Consider the following 15,863-nt stretch of genomic DNA (forward strand, 5'->3'; position numbering starts at 1 on the left):
CCCCCCTCACGACTGCAGCGCCTCCGTCGGCGGGGTGCGTGCCGCTCGCACCGCGGGCCACAGCCCGGCCAGAGCCCCGATCACGAGCGTCGCGACGAGTCCGGCGACGAGCACCACAGGCGGGATCGACGGTGGCCACCCCCGCAGAGCGGCAAACACCGCGGTCACCGCCACGCCGAGCAGCACCCCGGCCACCCCGCCGAGCAGCGACAGGAACAGGGCCTCGGCCAGGAACTGCTGCCGGATGTGCGACCGCGTCGCCCCGAGCGCCCGCCGCAGCCCGATCTCGCGCCTCCGTTCGAGCACCGAGATCACCATCGTGTTCGCCACGCCGATGCCGCCGACCAGCAAAGCGACACCGCCGAGGCCGACCAGCAGCCCGGTGAACGCCTGGTCCGCTGCCTGCTGCGCGGCCAGCGCGTCGGACGGTCGCGTCACCTCCACGTCGGACGGGCTCCGCGGCTGGATGGACCGCGCGAGCACGTCGCGCACCTGCGGCACCCGGGCGGGGTCGGCCCGCACGTAGACCGCGGTCGGGTGGACAGGCGAACCGGCCAACGCCTCCGCGGCCCGTTCGCCGATCAGCGCCGACGAGTCGATCTCGGGCGCCAGCGGCACCGGTTCGAGGATGCCCGCCACCACGTACCCGGTGCTGCCGACGATCACGTGCCGTCCCGGTTCGGTGACGCCCAACCGGTTCGCCGCCTCGGCGCCGAGCACGACCACGGGGTACCGCGCCATGCCGTCGGTCAGCCAGACGCCCCTCGCCACGCGGGCCTCGAGCACGTCCAGCAGCGTGGGTGACGCCGACCGCACCGTGATCCCGTTCGTGTTGCCCGCGGGCACCGCGCTGTTGCGGTACACGCCGACGTCGGCCACCGTGCCGGTCGTCGCGGCCGATCGCACCCCCTCGGTGTGCCCGGCCGACACCCCCGCCGTCAGGGGCAGGTCGACGGCCTCGCCGAAGAAGTCCTTCCCCTGGGAGGCCGAGAGCAGGTTCGTGCCGAGCTCGTCGAGGGTCGCCGCGAGCTTCGCCTGGCTCGACGTCGAGATGCCGACCACGGCGATCATGGCGGCGATGCCGATCGCGATGCCGAGCGCCGACAGCACGGCCCTGGTGGGTCGGGACGCCAGCCCGGACACGCCCAGTCGCACGACGTCCGACCCGAGGAGGCGCGAGGGCGTCCCCGAGGCGCTCATGCGGTCACCCCCGCGAGGGTCGCGCTGTCGTGCACCAGGTGCCCGTCGCGGATCGTCACCCGCCGGGGCAACCGCTCGGCGAGCTCGACGTCGTGGGTGATGACGACGATCGTGGTGCCCTCGGCGTGCAGCTCGCCGAGCAGCGACACGATGCCCTCGCCGGCCTTCGTGTCGAGGTTGCCGGTGGGTTCGTCGGCCAGCAGCAGCGACGGGCGGTGCACGACGGCCCGCGCGATGGCGACGCGTTGCCGTTCACCGCCCGAGAGCTGGTTCGGTCGGTGGGTCAGGCGGTGCCCCAGTCCGACCCGCTCGAGGGCCTCCCGCGCTCGTGCTCGGCGCTGCCGGAGCGGCACGCCCGCGTAGAGCAGGCCGTTCGCGACGTTGTCGGTCGCGCTGACGCCCTCGCTGAGGTGGAACTGCTGGAAGACGAACCCGATGCGGTGCGCCCGCAGGGCCGACAGCTCACGGTCGTTCTGCTCGGCCACGTCGACGCCGTCGACGAGCACGGTGCCCGAGGTGGGGCGGTCCAGCGTGCCGAGGACGTTCAGCAGGGTCGACTTGCCCGATCCGGACGGGCCGACGATCGCGACGAGCTCGCCGCGGTCGATCCGCAGCGACACCGACGACAACGCGGTCGTCGGGGGGCGGCCGTACTCGCGCGTGACGTCGTGCAGCTCGATCACGGCGCTCATGCGGGCACCACGACCTCGTCGCCGGCCCGGACGTCGCCGGTCACCTCGACCCGGTCGCCGGCGAACAGGCCGGCCTCGACCGGCACGGCCGTCGTCGTGCCGTCCGGCTGGAGCACCTCGACGACGAAGCCGTCGTCGACGGCCGCGCCCAGGGCGAGGACCGGCACGTGCAGCACGTTCTCCTCCACCTCGGAGACGAAGTCGACCTGCACCGACGCGTCGGTCAGGTCGCCGGCCGCCGCCGGGTCGTCGAGCGACACCGTGACGGGGACCGTCGTCGTGCCCGCGGTCTCGTCGGCCACGGCCGCCCCCACGTCGGACACCCGCCCGGGAACGGTGCCGTGACCGGGCAGTGCGACCGAGACGACCCCGTCGACGGCCGCCAGCGGCGACCCGACGGGCAGGTCGACCGACACGACCTTGTCGTCGCGGGCCGTGTCGTACAGATCGCCGCCCGAGGCGTCGCCGACGGCCGCCGTCAGCGTGCTGACCGTGAACGACCCCGTGACGAACTGCAGGGCACCCCGGGCGATCGACCCGGTGCGCTCCTGGCCGGTGTCCTTCTGCCAGGCCGAGACGGCGTTCGCGGTGCGCCGGTCGAACGTGTCGTCCGGGGTGCCCGGGAAGTATCCCCAGGCCTTGAGGTTGTCCTCGAGCTGTCGCACGTCCGGGCCCTTCGCCATGCCCTGCTCGAACGCCCGCCACTGCGGCAGGGCGCCCTCGAACGCGGTGACCGGTTCGTCGTCGACCCGGAAGAGCTCGCTGCGTGCCGAGAGGGCGTCGCCGACCTTCGGCAGCGAGGTGATGGTGCCGGGTGCGGACCCGGCGATCGTGGGCCCGTCGAGGCGGCTGAGTCTGCCCGCCCTGGTCGTCGTGCCGGTCAGCGTGCCCTGTTCGACCACGGCCGTGGTGGGCCTCGTCGTCGTGCCCGCCGCGACCTGCGCGTCGGCGGCACGGGACGCCCCGGGCGGTCCGACCAGGAACACGGCGGTGACGGCGGCCCCGACCACGGCCACGCCGGCGACGGACGACCAGGCGACGGCTCGGCGCGACGGGCTCACCGGGTCACCGTCGTGGGCATGCTGCCGAACGCGCCGCACTCCTCGAGCACGCCCTCGGGGACGTCGTCCATCGTGTCCGTGCCGCCGGCTCCGTCGAGCTGGTCGGTCACGTCGTATCCCGCGTCACGGACGCACTCGGCGGACTCGCGCAGCCTCGCGTCGAACTCGTCCTGGCTCTCCTTCTCGGACGCGGTCACGGGGCGCTCGCCGAGTTCGTCGGTCGTCGACTCCCGGCACTTCTCCGAGGCGGCCAACAGGGCATCCATGTCCATGTCGTCGCCGCGCGAGATCGCCATGCCTCCGCCGTCGCCCGAGGGGTCGCCGATGTCGACGCCCTCCTCGCGGAGGCAGTTCGCGTTCGCGAGGTCCCACGCCTGGGCGTCGGCGGCGATCTGCGACTCGGACTTCGTCTCGGCGGCGGCGTCGTCGGCGGCGGTCGAGCAGCCGGCGAGGGCGACGACGAGCAGGGGGAGGGCGGCGAAGAGGGTGCCACGGGTTCTGGACATGAGGGGACTCCTGGTCTTCCACGATCACGGGCCGCGACCGGCGGTCGCGGCGTCGCCCTCGTCGGGCGACGGGGTCCAGACCACCGCACGGCTCGTTGCCGGCCCGTAAACGGCGGGCTTTACGCTTCGGTGACATCCGACATGTCACCCTCGAGAAGGGCGTCCGCGTCCCGTCCGTCCCGACCCGAACAGGAGCCACCATGCGCGTACTCGTCGCCGAGGACGAGGTCTACCTCGCCGAGGCCGTCCAGAGCGTCCTCGAACGTCATGCGATGGCCGTCGACGTCGTGCACGACGGCGACGCCGCCCTCGAGGCGATCGCGCTGAACGACTACGACGTCGTGCTGCTCGACCGCGACCTGCCGGGCACGCACGGCGACGACGTCTGCGCCTCGGTGACCGCCGCCGGTGACGGCCCGGGCGTCCTGATGCTCACCGCGGCCGGTCGCACCCGTGACAAGGTCGACGGCTTCGAGCTCGGTGCCGACGACTACCTCGTCAAGCCGTTCGAGTTCCCCGAGCTGATCGCCCGGCTGCGCTCCCTCGCCCGGCGCCCGCGTCAGGCCCGTCCGCCGGTCATGGTCTGCGGCGACCTGCGCTACGACCCGTTCCGCCGCGAGGTGTACCGCGACGGCCGCTACGTGAAGCTGACGCGCAAGGAGTTCGCGGTGCTCGGCGTGCTGCTGGCGGCCGACGGGGGCGTGGTCAGCGCCGAGCGGCTGCTCGAGAAGGCCTGGGACGAGAACGCCGACCCGTTCACGAACTCGGTGCGGGTCACGATCTCGAACCTCCGGCGACGCCTGGGCGAGCCCTGGCTCATCCACACCGTCCCCGGCAGCGGCTACCGCATCGCCGCCGAGGCCGGCTCGTGACCGGCGGCGTCGACTCGACACCCACCAGGCCCAAGAGGCGCGGGCTGCGTCACCGGGGCAGCGCCCGTCTCCGGCTCACCGCCACCGTCAGCGCGGTGCTGACGGTCGTGGGCCTGTCGATCGTGGCCTCGGTCTTCCTCGTGATGCGCTTCGTGCCCGACTACCGCATCACCGCCCTGCGCACGTCGAGCGCCGAGCCGGGCGACCTCGCGTCGCCGACGGCCTCGTGGGCGCCCTCGGTCGACGCCGGCGTGGTCACCGGTGGGGCGCCGCCCGCCGCCGGGACACCGCCCGTCCCCGAGGCGCTGCCCGTCCCCGAGACCGCCGAGTTGCGCCCGGCGGTCACCATCTCGGGCGAGAGCGACCTCCTGCGCGTGCTCCTGACGACGTCGTCGATCGTGTTCGTCGTCGCGCTGGTCGTCGGCGTTTGGCTGAGCTGGATGGTCGCCGGGCGCCTCCTCCGGCCGATCGGGCACCTCGCGACCGCGGCGCGCGAGGCCGAGCACGGCGCTGCGGGGTCGTTCCGGCGACGGCTCGCCACGACGGCGCCCGGGCGCCCCGACGACGAGTTCGGACGCCTCGCGTCGACGTTCGACGACATGCTCGACCGGCTCGACCGTTCGTACGAGGCCCAACGCCGCTTCGCCGCCAACGCGTCGCACGAGCTCCGCACGCCCCTCGCGACGACGCAGGCGATGCTCGACGCGGCCCTCGCGCTCGACCCGACAGGCGTCGGCGACGCGGTCGGCTCACCGCCGGCGGTGACGATCCGACGCCTGCGCGAGATGAACACCCGCAGCATCGCGACGGTCGAGGCGCTGCTCGCCCTGTCCGACGCACAGTCCGGCGACGGCGTGGCCGCCGACCGGGTCGACCTCGTCGCCGTGGTCGACGAGGTCCTCGCCGCCACGGCGTCCGCTGCCGAGGAGGCGCGGGTCGAGGTGCGCCGCACCGCCCGTCCCACGCTGGTCACCGGAGACCGGGCCCTGCTCTCCGTGCTCGTCGGCAACCTCGTCCGCAACGGCATCGGCCACAACGAGCCCGGCGGCCGACTCGACGTGACGGTCGGCGCCGACGCCTCGGGGGCGGCGACCCTGCACGTGGCCAACGGCGGCGAGGTCATCGACCCGGCCGAGGTCACGCGCCTGACCGAGCCCTTCTACCGGTCGGCGGGCCGGGTCGCCGGCTCCCACGGCCTCGGCCTGGCCCTGGTCGCGGCCGTCGCCGAGACGCACGGGGCGACGCTGACCCTCGATGCGCCTCCTTCGGGCGGTCTCGTCGTGCGCGTGGTGTTCGCCGCGCCCGCGACCGGCCGGTGAACCGGCCCGGCGGGCACGCCGTCGCGTCGGTCCGGCCCCTGCGGGGGACACCGCGGTCGGCCAGCCAGCCGACTGTGCGACCGGCTCGTCGCTCCTAGGCTCGGAACGTGCCCGCGAGGCGGGCCGACCGGCCAGGGGCGCCGGCGCCGCGACCGGGGGGTGGGACGTTGACCGAGCAGGGTGGCGTCCCCGCGGACCGCCCGACGACGGGCGGCTCCGCGACGGGCCGCCCGACGACGATCATGCGCCCGGGTCAGCCCCTGGGGTTGCGGCTCGACGCCCGGCACGACGAGTTCAGCGACCTGCTGCTCGACTGCTCGCTCGAGGACGTCGGGGCGACCGGCCGGTCGTGGCTGCGCGACCGGTACGCAGAGATCGTGCCGATCGTGCTCGGTCCGGCCCTCGCCGCGGTCGAGCACGGTCGTCCGGTGTCGGGCTCGTGCCTCGACGAGTTGCGTGCCGTCGCCCGCCGCAGTGCGACCTGCCCCGACGTCGACCTGGCCGTCGTCCTGCGGGGGGCCTTGCCCGCGCTGCGCATCTTCTCGCTCGTCATGCACTCGGCGTCGGGCGGGCAGGCCGGGGCGCTCGTCCTCGCGATGGCGCGCGCCTCGCAGGTCGCCCACGAGCTCGGGACCTGCTGGGCCGAGGAGTGGGCGCGGCACCGGCCCCGTCTCGTCGCCGCCTCGCCGGGCGGGGGACCAGGAGGCGCGGGCGGCTCCCAGCCATCCCCTGCGGCCCCGGGGCCCGACGTCGTGCTCGACCTCGTGGCCGACGCCCCCGACCTCGACGACGTCGAGCGGCAGATGCTCACGCTCACCGCCTACGGCCTCTCGAACGCCGAGATCGCCCGCGAGACGGCCTACAGCCGCCAGGCCGTGGCCTGGCACCTGGCCCGTCTCATGCGGACGTGGAGCGCCCCGAACCGGACGGCGCTCGTCTCGGTCGCGTTCGTCAAGGGCGTCATCCGGTCGCGCATCGTGCGGCGGGGGCGCCGTCGGGACGGCCAGGCGGCGGTCGAGGCGCCGAACCGACCCGCGCCTCCTGCCCTGCCCCCGGCCTGACGGCGCACGCGAACCCGCCCCGGCGTCCGGTGAGGACGTCGGGGCGGGTTCGCGGTGCCGCGGTGGGGTCAGCCGCCGTTGATGCTGATGACGTTGTCGGTCTTGACGTTGTTGCCGAGCACGCCCCAGTTCAGGTAGCCGCCGTCACCGTTGTTGGTGACCTTGCCGGGGCCGTCGAACCAGTAGATGACGTAGCTGCCGCCCTTGATGTCGATCGGCTGGGCGTCGACGATCGAGCCCTCGACGGCGATGTCCTGGTTCTTGTTCACGACCGCGACCGTGAGCCGGTCGGGGTTGCCGGCGTTGTAGTAGCCGACGTCCAGGGCGGCCAGCACGGCGCCCGACCGGTCGCCCTGGTCGTTGACGGCGGCGCTGATCGCGCTGACGATCGCCAGCGGGTCGAGGGTGACGCTGCCCGTGATCGGGCTGCCGGTGCTGGACTCCGGCGAGGCGGGGGCGGTGGTCGCCGCCTGTGCGGGAGCGGCGGCGAATCCGCTCAGCCCCGTGACGGCGCCGCCGCTCACGGCGACGGCGGCGATGATCGTGGCGGTCTTCGACTTCAGCTTGCTCATGGTTCGTCCTCTTTCGTTGTCGTAGGAGTTCGAGTTGCGGTGCTTCGTGTTGTCGAGTGGAACTGCCTTGCGAGAACGATCCTGTGGCCGGCGGCGGTGCGATGCACGCGTTCACGGTCGACGTTGGTCGGGTGACCAACGATGGGCCCCGGTGGCGCGTCACCGGAGTACGACGCCGGCTCGTCGGGCCCGCGCGACCTGCTCAGAGGCTGCCCTCGGCCACCACCCACTGCTGCCGGAGACCGGGGTGGACGCGGGCGATGTGGGTGAAGTCCCGGTCGTAGTGCACGACGGTGGCCTGGTTCAGGACGGCGTAGGCGGCGACGAGGACGTCGACGGCGCCTGCTGCCCGGCCCGTGCTCGCGGAGAAGAGAGCGGCTTGGATGGCTGCGACCTCTCGTACCTCCGGATGGAGCCGGCAGTCCGAGAAGGCGTCGGCCAGCGTCAGGACGATCGCGGAGTGGTCCTCGGGGCTCCGGGCGCTGAAGCCGTACCCGGCGGCGACGGGTGGGCAGATGAGGACGTCGTCGGGCGCGGTCGTCCGGATGATCGCCTCGATCGCGTCACGGACCGTCGGCTCGGTGGCGACCCGTTGCCACGCCGAATCGTCGATGATGAATCGGGGCCGCCGCAGCTCCGTCCCTCGCTCGTCGAGGTCGGCGACGCGGAGCCCCTGCCGGGCGGCGCTCACGCGTCGGGCGTCCCCGGGCTCGTCCGCGGCGGATCGAGGCGATGGAGGCGTCCCTCCACAGGCGGACGCCTTCGGGCACGCTCGGCACCCTCTGTGGAGGAGGCGATGGTCGGGCAGTGACGCGTCAGTCCGACCGCGCCGCGACGCCGTCGAACAGCAGGTCCACCGTGGCCTGGAGCGCGGCCGGCCCGGGATCGCGGCGCGTCACGACGTGCAGCAGCACGGTGCCGATCAGCGACTCGACGAGGGCCTCGAGGGGGGCGCCGTCCCGGATCTGCCGCGCGCGCCTCCCGGACTCGAGGCGGGCCAGCAGTGCCGCCCGCGTGACCGAGGTGACCCGCTCCTCGTAGTGCTCGGCGACGGCGGCGTCCTCGGCGGTCGCCGCGATGGACGCGCGGATCAGCCCGCCCGCCGCGGGCGAGGCGAAGGTCGAGAAGGAGGCGCGGAGCCAGTCGAGCACGTCCCGTCGGACGTCGCCCGTGTCGGCCACCTCGAGGTGGGGCAGCAGGTGTCCCGTGAGCATGCCCTCGGCCACCAGTGCCGCCTTCGCCGGGTACCAGCGGTAGATCGTCGCCTTGCCGACCCCCGCCGCCGCGGCGATGCGGTCGAGCGAGAGCTTGTCGTAGCCACGCTCGGCCAGCTCGTCGCGGGTCGCGTCGAGGATCGCGAGGCGGGCGGCCTCGCTGCGGGCGCGGCCGGGGCGTGCGGTGGTCACCGGTCCATCCTCCCGCACGCCCGCCGCGGCCCCACCCCTCCTACTGGACCGACCAGCCGCCGTCGCTCGCCAGGATCGCGCCGTTGACGTTCACCGCGTCGTCGCTCAGCAGGAACGTGATCGACGCCGCGAGCTCCTCGGCCGTCGCGATCGTCGGGATCGCCGCCTGGAACGGACGGAGCCGCGCCGACCCCGCCTCGGACACGTTCGCCGGGAACGGGATGCCCGTCGCCACGCCGCCGGGTGCCACCGCGTTGACCCGGATGCCCTGCTTCGCGTACATGAAGGCCGCCGACTTGGTCAGGCCGACGACGCCGTGCTTCGACACCGTGTACGCGTTGCCCGACGCGTTGCCGCGCAGTCCCGCCTCCGAGGCCACGTTGACGACCGAGCCGCGCCCGGCCCCGAGCATCACGGGGATCACGGCGCGCGACAGCTTGAACCCGCCGGTGAGGTTGATGCCGATCACGCGGTCCCACATGGCGTCGCTCGTCTCGTGCAGGGGCGAGAAGTCGTCGTTGATGCCGGCGATGTTGGCCAGGGCGTCGATGCGGTCGCCGGCCGCCGCGACGATCGCGTCGATGTCGTCCTGCTTCGTGATGTCGCCGGCCACGGTGACCACGTCGGCGTCGGGCAGGGAGGCGACCAGTGCCTCCAGCTTGTCGGCGAAGAGGTCGACGGCGACGACTCGACCGCCCTCGCGCGCCACCCGCGACGCCGTCGCCCGGCCGATGCCGGACGCCGCTCCCGTGACGATCACGGTCTTGCCGGCGAAGCGACCGGGGGTGACGGTCTCGCGCCACGGACCGTCGGCCTCGGCCGCCTCGTCGGGCACGACGCCGCCGTTGACCTGCAGCACCAGGCCGTCGACCAGCTCCTGCGGCACCTGCCCCTGGCTCATCACGACCAGCTGCTGCAGCGGCAGGCCGCGGACCGGGGCCAGCGCGCCCTCGTCGAACGCGCCTCCCTGCCCGAGGGCGGCACGGAGCGCCGGCCCGCCCTCGGGGTGGTCGAGCCAGGTGCCGATGGTGCGGGAGCCGGTCAGGGGGGCGGTGGCGTCGGACATGTCGTCTCTTCTCTGAGGAGGGGCGGGTCGAGGCGCGGAGACCACGCCATGAATCGAGACACTTCGTCTCGTAATGCGACGCTACCGCGGGCGGAGGCCCGCGCGGCTGTACGCCTGCCGAGAGAACGCCGACCGCCGACCCGGCCCGGCGCATCCCGCCTAGCGTCCCCTGCATGACCGTCACCCTGCCTCCCGCCGCCCGCCTCGACGACCGGACCGTGGTCGTCACCGGAGCCAGCTCGGGCATCGGCCGCGCCGCCGCCCGCGAGCTCGCCCGCCTCGGAGCCACCGTCGCCGTCGTCGGCCGCAACCCCGACCGCACCCGCACCGTCGCGCACGAGATCGGCGGCACCGCCTACCTCGCCGACTTCTCCGACCTGTCGACCGTCCGTGACCTGGCCGAGCAGCTGCTCGCCGAGCTGCCGCGCATCCACGTGCTCGCCAACAACGCCGGCGCCACGATCCCCGAGCGCTCGCTCACCGTCGACGGCCACGAGACGACGTTCCAGGGCAACCACCTCGCTCCGTTCCTCCTGACCGCGTTGCTGACGCCGCGCCTCCTCGAGACGGCGAAGGAGGCGCCGGCCGGGTCGGTCCGCATCGTCCAGACCTCGAGTGCCGGCAACCTCTTCGGCAGGGTCGACCTGGACGACCTCGACAACGCACGGGGTGCGTGGGCCGGCGGCTTCCGCGCCTACGGCACCTCGAAGCTGCTCAACGTGCTGTTCACCCGTGAGCTGGCCCGACGCCTGCCCCGCGCCGGCGGCGGGGTCGACGCGTTCGCGTTCCACCCCGGGTTCGTCGCCTCGGGCTTCGGTGGCGACGGCGCGTTCATGACCGCGGCCAAGCGCCTGGCCGTCTCGACCGAGGATGGAGCCGAGCCGCTGATCCGCCTCGCGGGGGCGGCGACCGTGCCCGCGCCGAGCGGAAACTACTTCGACCGCCTCAAGGCCCCCGGTCGCGTGGCCCGTCAGGCGGCCGACGCCGACCTCGCCCGGCGCCTGTGGGACGAGAGCGCCCGTCTGCTCGACCTCGACGAGACGATCTAGCCCGGCCCGGTCGGCCGCGCCCGGCCGGGCGCCCCGACCTCGACGGGCCCGTCGAGTGGGCAGAAGACGTCCTTCCGCCGCGGGGGACGAACATCTTCTGCCCACTCGATCGAATCGACGAGAAAGTACTTGCTTATCGGGAAAGTACTTTCTAGAGTGGGAGTCCTACGAGAGGACGACCACCATGACCGCTGACATCACCGGCACGACCGGCACCCCCGACTCCGCCGAGGCCCGGCGCCTGCTCGACCGGGCGGACGCCGTGGGCCGCAGCGCGACGTCGGCGGCGAGCTGGCCCGCCGTCGCCTTCCTGCTCGGCCTGGGTGCCGCGGCTTCCATGGGCACCCTCGCCATGGGGCTCACGACGGGCACCGCCTACTTCGTCGCGATGGGTGGCCTGCTCGTCTGGATCGCCGTCCTGGTCGTGGCGTTCGTCCTGCTGAGGAGGTCGGCCCGCGTGGGCTTCGGCCGGCGCTGGATGGCCTACCTGGCCGCGTTCTTCGCCTGCTACGTCGGAGCCATGCTCGTCGTCGGCTTCTCGCAGGGCCAGGACGTCGTCGGCAGTGCCGTCATGGCGGCGGTCCTGCTCGCGGTGTCGGTCGCCTGCGCGGCCGTCGAGGTGCGCGAGGCGCGACGATGACCGCGCGACCGCACCCGCGCCTCCGGCTGTCCGAGTTGCTGCACCAGCCCGTCCGTTTCTCGATGATGGCGGCGCTCGCCGCGGCCGAGGGTCTCGACTTCCGCGACCTGCGCGACGCCGTGCAGGTGACCGACTCGACGCTGAGCAAGCAGGTCAGCGCCCTCGAGGCGGCGGGCTACGTCGCCGTGACGAAGGGGTTCGTCGGCAAGCGGCCCCGGACGAGCCTGAAGGCGACGCCGGCCGGGCGCGAGGCCTGGGCCGAACACCTTGCCACCCTCCGCGAGATCGCCGCGGACTAGCCGCCGGGGCAGGGGGCGTCCCGTGGCCGAGCACAGGGGGCGCCCCTCCTCGTCTGGTCGGCAGGACGAGGAGGCGCGGGCCGGCGGGGTACGGAGGCCGCGTCCCGGCCGCGCAAGTCCCAGCGACTCCCCAGGCACTCAGGGTGCACCGAGTGCGTCGCTGCACTTAGTGTAGGCAGGTGACCGTCAAGACCTTGGTGCCCGATCGCCGTGCCGCCCTCAAGGCGAAGCACCGTCAGGCCATCGTCGACGCCGCGGACGCGCTCATCGCCGAGCGCGGGGCGCCGCGGTTCAGCGTCGACGAGCTCGCCGAGCGCGCCGACGTCTCGCGTCGCACGGTCTTCAACCACTTCTCGTCGCTCGACGACGTCGTCATGACGGCCTGCGCCCGCGTGCTCACCGGCGCCGTCGACGAGTTCCGGGCCGCGACCGCCGCGACGCCCGTCGGTGACGGCAGTCGCGCCTCCTTGTTCGTCGAGATGATCCAGGCCATGCAGAGCATCGACCTGCCGGCCGTCGTCTCGTACCTCTGGGGCGTCCTCGGCGACGGCAGCGACCCCCGGTCGCACGGCCTGATGCAGGACGTCTTCGCCCGCGTCACCGAGCAGCTCTCGATCGAGATGGCCGAGCGCAGCCCCGCGACCGACCCGCTCGAGGCCGAGGTGCTGGTGAGCTCGCTGATGAACGGCATCGCCGTCGTCGCCCGGCACTGGATCACGCGGACCGGTGCGATCGTCGACGCCGACAGCCGCGACGTCTGGGCCGACCTGCTCGACCGGATGACGACGAGCGTCCGCACCGGCTACGGGCCGCCGCCGACGGCCACCCCTGCAGCAGCCGCCTCGGCGGAGCCCGACCCGACCACCCCCTGACCCGTCGGCCGGCACGCCCGGCCGACCCGCACCTCCTTCTCGACGACGCGACGTGAGGCCCACCCCCGCAACCCGCATCACCCCGCACCACCCCTGGAGGAACAGACACCCATGGCATCCCTGCTCTATCGACTCGGCCGGTTCTCGGCCCGACGGGCCTGGCTCGTCATCGTGGCCTGGCTGGTCGTGCTCGGCCTCGCCGGCGGCGCCTTCGCGCTGTTCGGCGGCACGCTGACCACCGCCGTCAGCATCCCCGGCACGGCGACCCAGAAGGTCAGCGACGAACTCGCCGAGAAGTTCCCCCAGGCGAGCGGCGGCACCGGAACGGTCGTCTTCACGACCGCCGACGACGCGGCCTTCACCGACCAGCAGAAGTCCGACATCGCCGCCCTGCTGACCGACGCGAAGGACCTGGACGACGTCAAGGGCACGACCGACCCCTTCGCGACCCAGCAGCAGATCGACGACCAGGCGCAGAAGATCACCGACGGCCGCGCGCAGATCACCGCGGGCGAGGCCCAGATCACCTCGGGCCAGGCCCAGATCGACGCCGCGAAGGCCCAGATCACCGCCGGTCAGCAGCAGCTCGACGCCGCCAAGGCCCAGGCGCAGGCCGCCGGAGGGGCCGCCCTCGCCGCCGCCACGCCGCAGCTCGAGGCTCAACAGGCCCAGCTCGACGCGGGCACGCAGCAGATCGCCACGCAGCAGTCCACCCTCGACGCGGGCAAGGCCGAACTCGAGACGCAGAGCACCACGCTCGAGCAGGGTGCCTCGTTGCTCGAACTGACCGACGGCATCCGTCAGGTGTCGACCGACGGCACCACGGCCGTGGCCAGCATCCAGTTCGACAAGGCCCTCAACCTCGTCACCAGCGAGAATAAAGAGGCCGTCGTCGAGGCGATGAACGACGCCGACATCGACGGCGTCCAGGTCGAGGTGTCGAACGACATCGCGGCCAGCATCCCCGAGATCCTCGGCCCGGGAGAGGTGGCCGGCGTGGTCATCGCGGCCATCGTGCTGTTCGTCATGCTGGGCACGCTCATCGGTGCCGGCCTGCCCCTCGTCAACGCCCTGATCGGCGTCGGCGTCGGCGTGCTCGCCTCGCTGTCGCTCTCGGGCGCCGTCGAGATGCTGTCGGTCACGCCCGTGCTGGGCGTGATGCTCGGCCTCGCGGTCGGCATCGACTACTCGCTGTTCATCCTGAACCGGCACCGCACCCAGCTGAAAGAAGGGGTGCCGCTGCACGAGTCGATCGGCCTGGCCAACGGCACGTCCGGCAACGCCGTCGTCTTCGCCGGCTCGACCGTGCTGATCGCCCTGCTCGCGCTCAACCTGACCGGCATCCCCTTCCTCGGCCTGATGGGCACCGTCGGCGCCGTCTGCGTGTTCGTGGCGATCCTGATCGCCATCACGCTCACCCCGGCGCTGCTGCGCCTCGTCGGCCTGCGCATCCTCACCAAGAAGGCTCGGAAGAACGTCGGCAACACGGGTGCCGTCCGGGTGCCGACCAAGCCGATGAGCACCACCCGTGCCGTGCTGACCCTCGTGGCCGGCGTCGCCGTGCTGCTGATCGTCGCCATCCCCGCGCTCTCGATGCGCCTCGGCCTGCCCGCCGGGTCGTCCGAGCCGGTCGACTCGAGCGCCTACAAGGCCTACAAGCTGATCGACGAGAAGTTCGGCGCCGGCGTCAACGGCCCCCTGGTCGTCGTGGCCGACCTGCCGACCGCGATCTCGGACGACGACCTCGTCTCCGAGCAGGTGCGCATCGGCACGATCCTCAAGGACCAGGACGACGTCGCCGCGGTCGCCCCCATCGGCGCCTCGGACGACGACACCCTGCTGGCGTTCCAGGTCGTGCCGAAGGGCGGTCCGACCGCCGAGTCGACCGAGCAGCTCGTCCGCGACCTGCGCGGCCTCGACATCGACGACGTCTCGTCGCTCGGCGTGGCCGGCAACGCCTCGGGCAACATCGACGTCAGCGAGAAGCTGGCCGGTGCCCTGCCCCTCTACCTGCTGGTAGTGGTCGGACTGTCGTTGATCATCCTGATCTTCGTGTTCCGCTCGATCCTCGTGCCGATCACCGCCACCATCGGCTTCGTGCTGTCGCTGTTCGCCGCGTTCGGCGGCGTCACCGCGGTGTTCCAGTGGGGCTGGCTCGGCCCGGTCTTCGGCGTGCACGACCCGGGGCCGATCCTGAGCTTCCTGCCGATCCTGATGGTCGGCGTGCTGTTCGGGCTCGCGATGGACTACCAGCTGTTCCTGGTCAGCGGCATGCGCGAGGCGTACGCCCACGGCTCGCCGGCCCGCCTGGCCGTGCAGCGCGGCGTCCACGCCGGTCGCACGGTGGTCACCGCCGCGGCGCTGATCATGACGGCGGTCTTCTCGGGCTTCGTGTTCTCGAACTCGGTGATGATCCAGTCGATCGGCCTGGGCCTCGCCCTCGGCGTGCTGGTCGACGCGTTCGTCGTGCGCCTGCTGCTGATCCCGGCCGTGATGCACCTGCTCGGCGACGCCGCGTGGTGGCTGCCGAAGTGGCTCGACCGCATCCTGCCCGACGTCGACGTCGAGGGCGCCTCCCTCGAGCGGTCGCGGCCGCACGCCTCGGCCGGCGACGCGTCGGGCTCGGGCTCGGCCGCGGGCTCGGGTTCCGGTGACGGGCACGTCTCGCACGTCGACCCGACCGCCCCCGTGGACGCCGTCCCCGACGGCAGCGACCCCGACCACCACGGGCGCCACGCGGGCTGATCCCGCACGTCGCACCACCGACTGGATGTCGCACCGCCGAACTCGGCGGTGCGACGTCCATTTCGTGGTGCGTTGTGGCCGTCGCCGGCCTCGGGGACGCGACCCGCGCCTCCTGGTCGGGACGCACCATCGTCGCGTCGTCGAACCGCCCTCGAGCGTGGTTCGACGATGCGGGCGTGGTGCGACCCGGCCTGGACGAGGAGGCGCGGGCGTCGTTGCCGAGGAGCGCTCACGGTCATAGGGTGGCCGGGTGTTCATCCCGTCCGCACCTGCGACGCCCACCGGGCGTGAGGGGGTCGTCGGCGCCGCGTGCGCCGGCTGCAGGTAGTCGCGTCTCCGCTGCGGATCGACCGTCGAGGTCCGACCGCGCACCCGTGCCGCGTGGGCTGGAGCCCCGGCACGATCCCACGAGAACACCCGGGTCGGCCGACGCGTCGACGGCGGGCACCCGCGCGGTCGCCGATCGCGCGGGTGTGCGCGTCGACGTCACCGTGCCCTGGGCC

General features: G+C 73.3%; 16 protein-coding genes. 8 read left to right on the plus strand and 8 right to left on the minus strand.

The genetic code is table 11. The features are described 5' to 3' along the window. Positions 1 to 6 precede the first annotated feature (6 nt). Genes ACVJ1F_RS10215 through ACVJ1F_RS10230 form a run of 4 tightly spaced genes read right to left on the minus strand, consistent with a single transcriptional unit; the run spans position 7 to position 3,459 of the window. Positions 7 to 1,200, minus strand: a complete 1,194-nt coding sequence (locus tag ACVJ1F_RS10215; protein WP_456885972.1) for an ABC transporter permease — start codon at positions 1,198 to 1,200, stop codon at positions 7 to 9. Beyond that, complete coding sequence (locus ACVJ1F_RS10220; protein WP_043594658.1) at positions 1,197 to 1,892, minus strand: ABC transporter ATP-binding protein; 696 nt, start codon at positions 1,890 to 1,892, stop codon at positions 1,197 to 1,199. Before ACVJ1F_RS10220 ends, ACVJ1F_RS10215 begins: the two co-directional genes overlap by 4 nt. Continuing rightward, positions 1,889 to 2,953 (minus strand): peptidoglycan-binding protein, encoded by a 1,065-nt coding sequence (locus tag ACVJ1F_RS10225; protein WP_456885974.1) that lies wholly within the window; start codon positions 2,951 to 2,953, stop codon positions 1,889 to 1,891. Before ACVJ1F_RS10225 ends, ACVJ1F_RS10220 begins: the two co-directional genes overlap by 4 nt. After that, a complete protein-coding gene (locus tag ACVJ1F_RS10230; RefSeq protein WP_456885976.1) occupies positions 2,950 to 3,459 on the minus strand; it encodes a hypothetical protein in 510 nt (169 codons plus the stop codon). The genes ACVJ1F_RS10225 and ACVJ1F_RS10230 overlap by 4 nt, the downstream gene beginning before the upstream one ends. A gap of 200 nt (positions 3,460 to 3,659) precedes the next feature. On the opposite strand from ACVJ1F_RS10230, the gene ACVJ1F_RS10235 reads away from it, so the two are divergent. From ACVJ1F_RS10235 to ACVJ1F_RS10245, 3 genes are all read left to right on the plus strand, one after another. Continuing rightward, a complete protein-coding gene (locus ACVJ1F_RS10235; RefSeq protein WP_456885978.1) occupies positions 3,660 to 4,331 on the plus strand; it encodes a response regulator transcription factor in 672 nt (223 codons plus the stop codon). Further along, a complete protein-coding gene (locus tag ACVJ1F_RS10240; protein ID WP_456885980.1) occupies positions 4,328 to 5,650 on the plus strand; it encodes a sensor histidine kinase in 1,323 nt (440 codons plus the stop codon). The genes ACVJ1F_RS10235 and ACVJ1F_RS10240 overlap by 4 nt, the downstream gene beginning before the upstream one ends. Positions 5,651 to 5,817: 167 nt before the next feature. Continuing rightward, positions 5,818 to 6,711, plus strand: a complete 894-nt coding sequence (locus tag ACVJ1F_RS10245) for a LuxR C-terminal-related transcriptional regulator (RefSeq protein WP_456885982.1) — start codon at positions 5,818 to 5,820, stop codon at positions 6,709 to 6,711. Positions 6,712 to 6,779: 68 nt separating this feature from the next. Here the strand turns inward: ACVJ1F_RS10245 and ACVJ1F_RS10250 are convergent, their stop codons facing one another. The 4 genes from ACVJ1F_RS10250 to ACVJ1F_RS10265 form a co-directional block, all read right to left on the minus strand. Next, entirely contained in the window at positions 6,780 to 7,283 is a 504-nt protein-coding gene (locus tag ACVJ1F_RS10250; RefSeq protein ID WP_456885984.1) for a hypothetical protein, read from the minus strand. Positions 7,284 to 7,485: 202 nt separating this feature from the next. Beyond that, complete coding sequence (locus tag ACVJ1F_RS10255) at positions 7,486 to 7,974, minus strand: PIN domain-containing protein (RefSeq protein WP_456885986.1); 489 nt, start codon at positions 7,972 to 7,974, stop codon at positions 7,486 to 7,488. 124 nt (positions 7,975 to 8,098) lie between these two features. Further along, entirely contained in the window at positions 8,099 to 8,689 is a 591-nt protein-coding gene (locus ACVJ1F_RS10260) for a TetR/AcrR family transcriptional regulator (RefSeq protein ID WP_123571386.1), read from the minus strand. A 40-nt stretch (positions 8,690 to 8,729) separates the two neighbouring features. Then, positions 8,730 to 9,755, minus strand: coding sequence for an SDR family NAD(P)-dependent oxidoreductase (locus ACVJ1F_RS10265; protein WP_456885988.1), 1,026 nt, complete (start codon positions 9,753 to 9,755; stop codon positions 8,730 to 8,732). A 173-nt stretch (positions 9,756 to 9,928) separates the two neighbouring features. On the opposite strand from ACVJ1F_RS10265, the gene ACVJ1F_RS10270 reads away from it, so the two are divergent. The 5 genes from ACVJ1F_RS10270 (at position 9,929) to ACVJ1F_RS10290 (ending at position 15,360) form a co-directional block, all read left to right on the plus strand. Beyond that, positions 9,929 to 10,804 (plus strand): SDR family NAD(P)-dependent oxidoreductase, encoded by an 876-nt coding sequence (locus ACVJ1F_RS10270; protein WP_456885990.1) that lies wholly within the window; start codon positions 9,929 to 9,931, stop codon positions 10,802 to 10,804. Between the two features lie 184 nt (positions 10,805 to 10,988). Further along, positions 10,989 to 11,444 (plus strand): hypothetical protein, encoded by a 456-nt coding sequence (locus ACVJ1F_RS10275; protein WP_056043896.1) that lies wholly within the window; start codon positions 10,989 to 10,991, stop codon positions 11,442 to 11,444. Next, positions 11,441 to 11,743: a winged helix-turn-helix domain-containing protein gene (locus ACVJ1F_RS10280; protein WP_456885992.1), complete on the plus strand. Its 303-nt coding sequence runs from the start codon at positions 11,441 to 11,443 to the stop codon at positions 11,741 to 11,743. Before ACVJ1F_RS10275 ends, ACVJ1F_RS10280 begins: the two co-directional genes overlap by 4 nt. A 179-nt stretch (positions 11,744 to 11,922) precedes the next feature. Further along, a complete protein-coding gene (locus ACVJ1F_RS10285; RefSeq protein ID WP_456885994.1) occupies positions 11,923 to 12,615 on the plus strand; it encodes a TetR/AcrR family transcriptional regulator in 693 nt (230 codons plus the stop codon). A 111-nt stretch (positions 12,616 to 12,726) separates the two neighbouring features. Beyond that, the gene (locus ACVJ1F_RS10290) at positions 12,727 to 15,360 is read left to right on the plus strand and encodes an MMPL family transporter (protein ID WP_456885996.1); all 2,634 of its coding nucleotides are present in this window, start codon (positions 12,727 to 12,729) and stop codon (positions 15,358 to 15,360) included. The last annotated feature ends 503 nt before the right edge of the window (positions 15,361 to 15,863 follow it).

It is taken from the genome of Frigoribacterium sp. 2355, assembly GCF_054060695.1.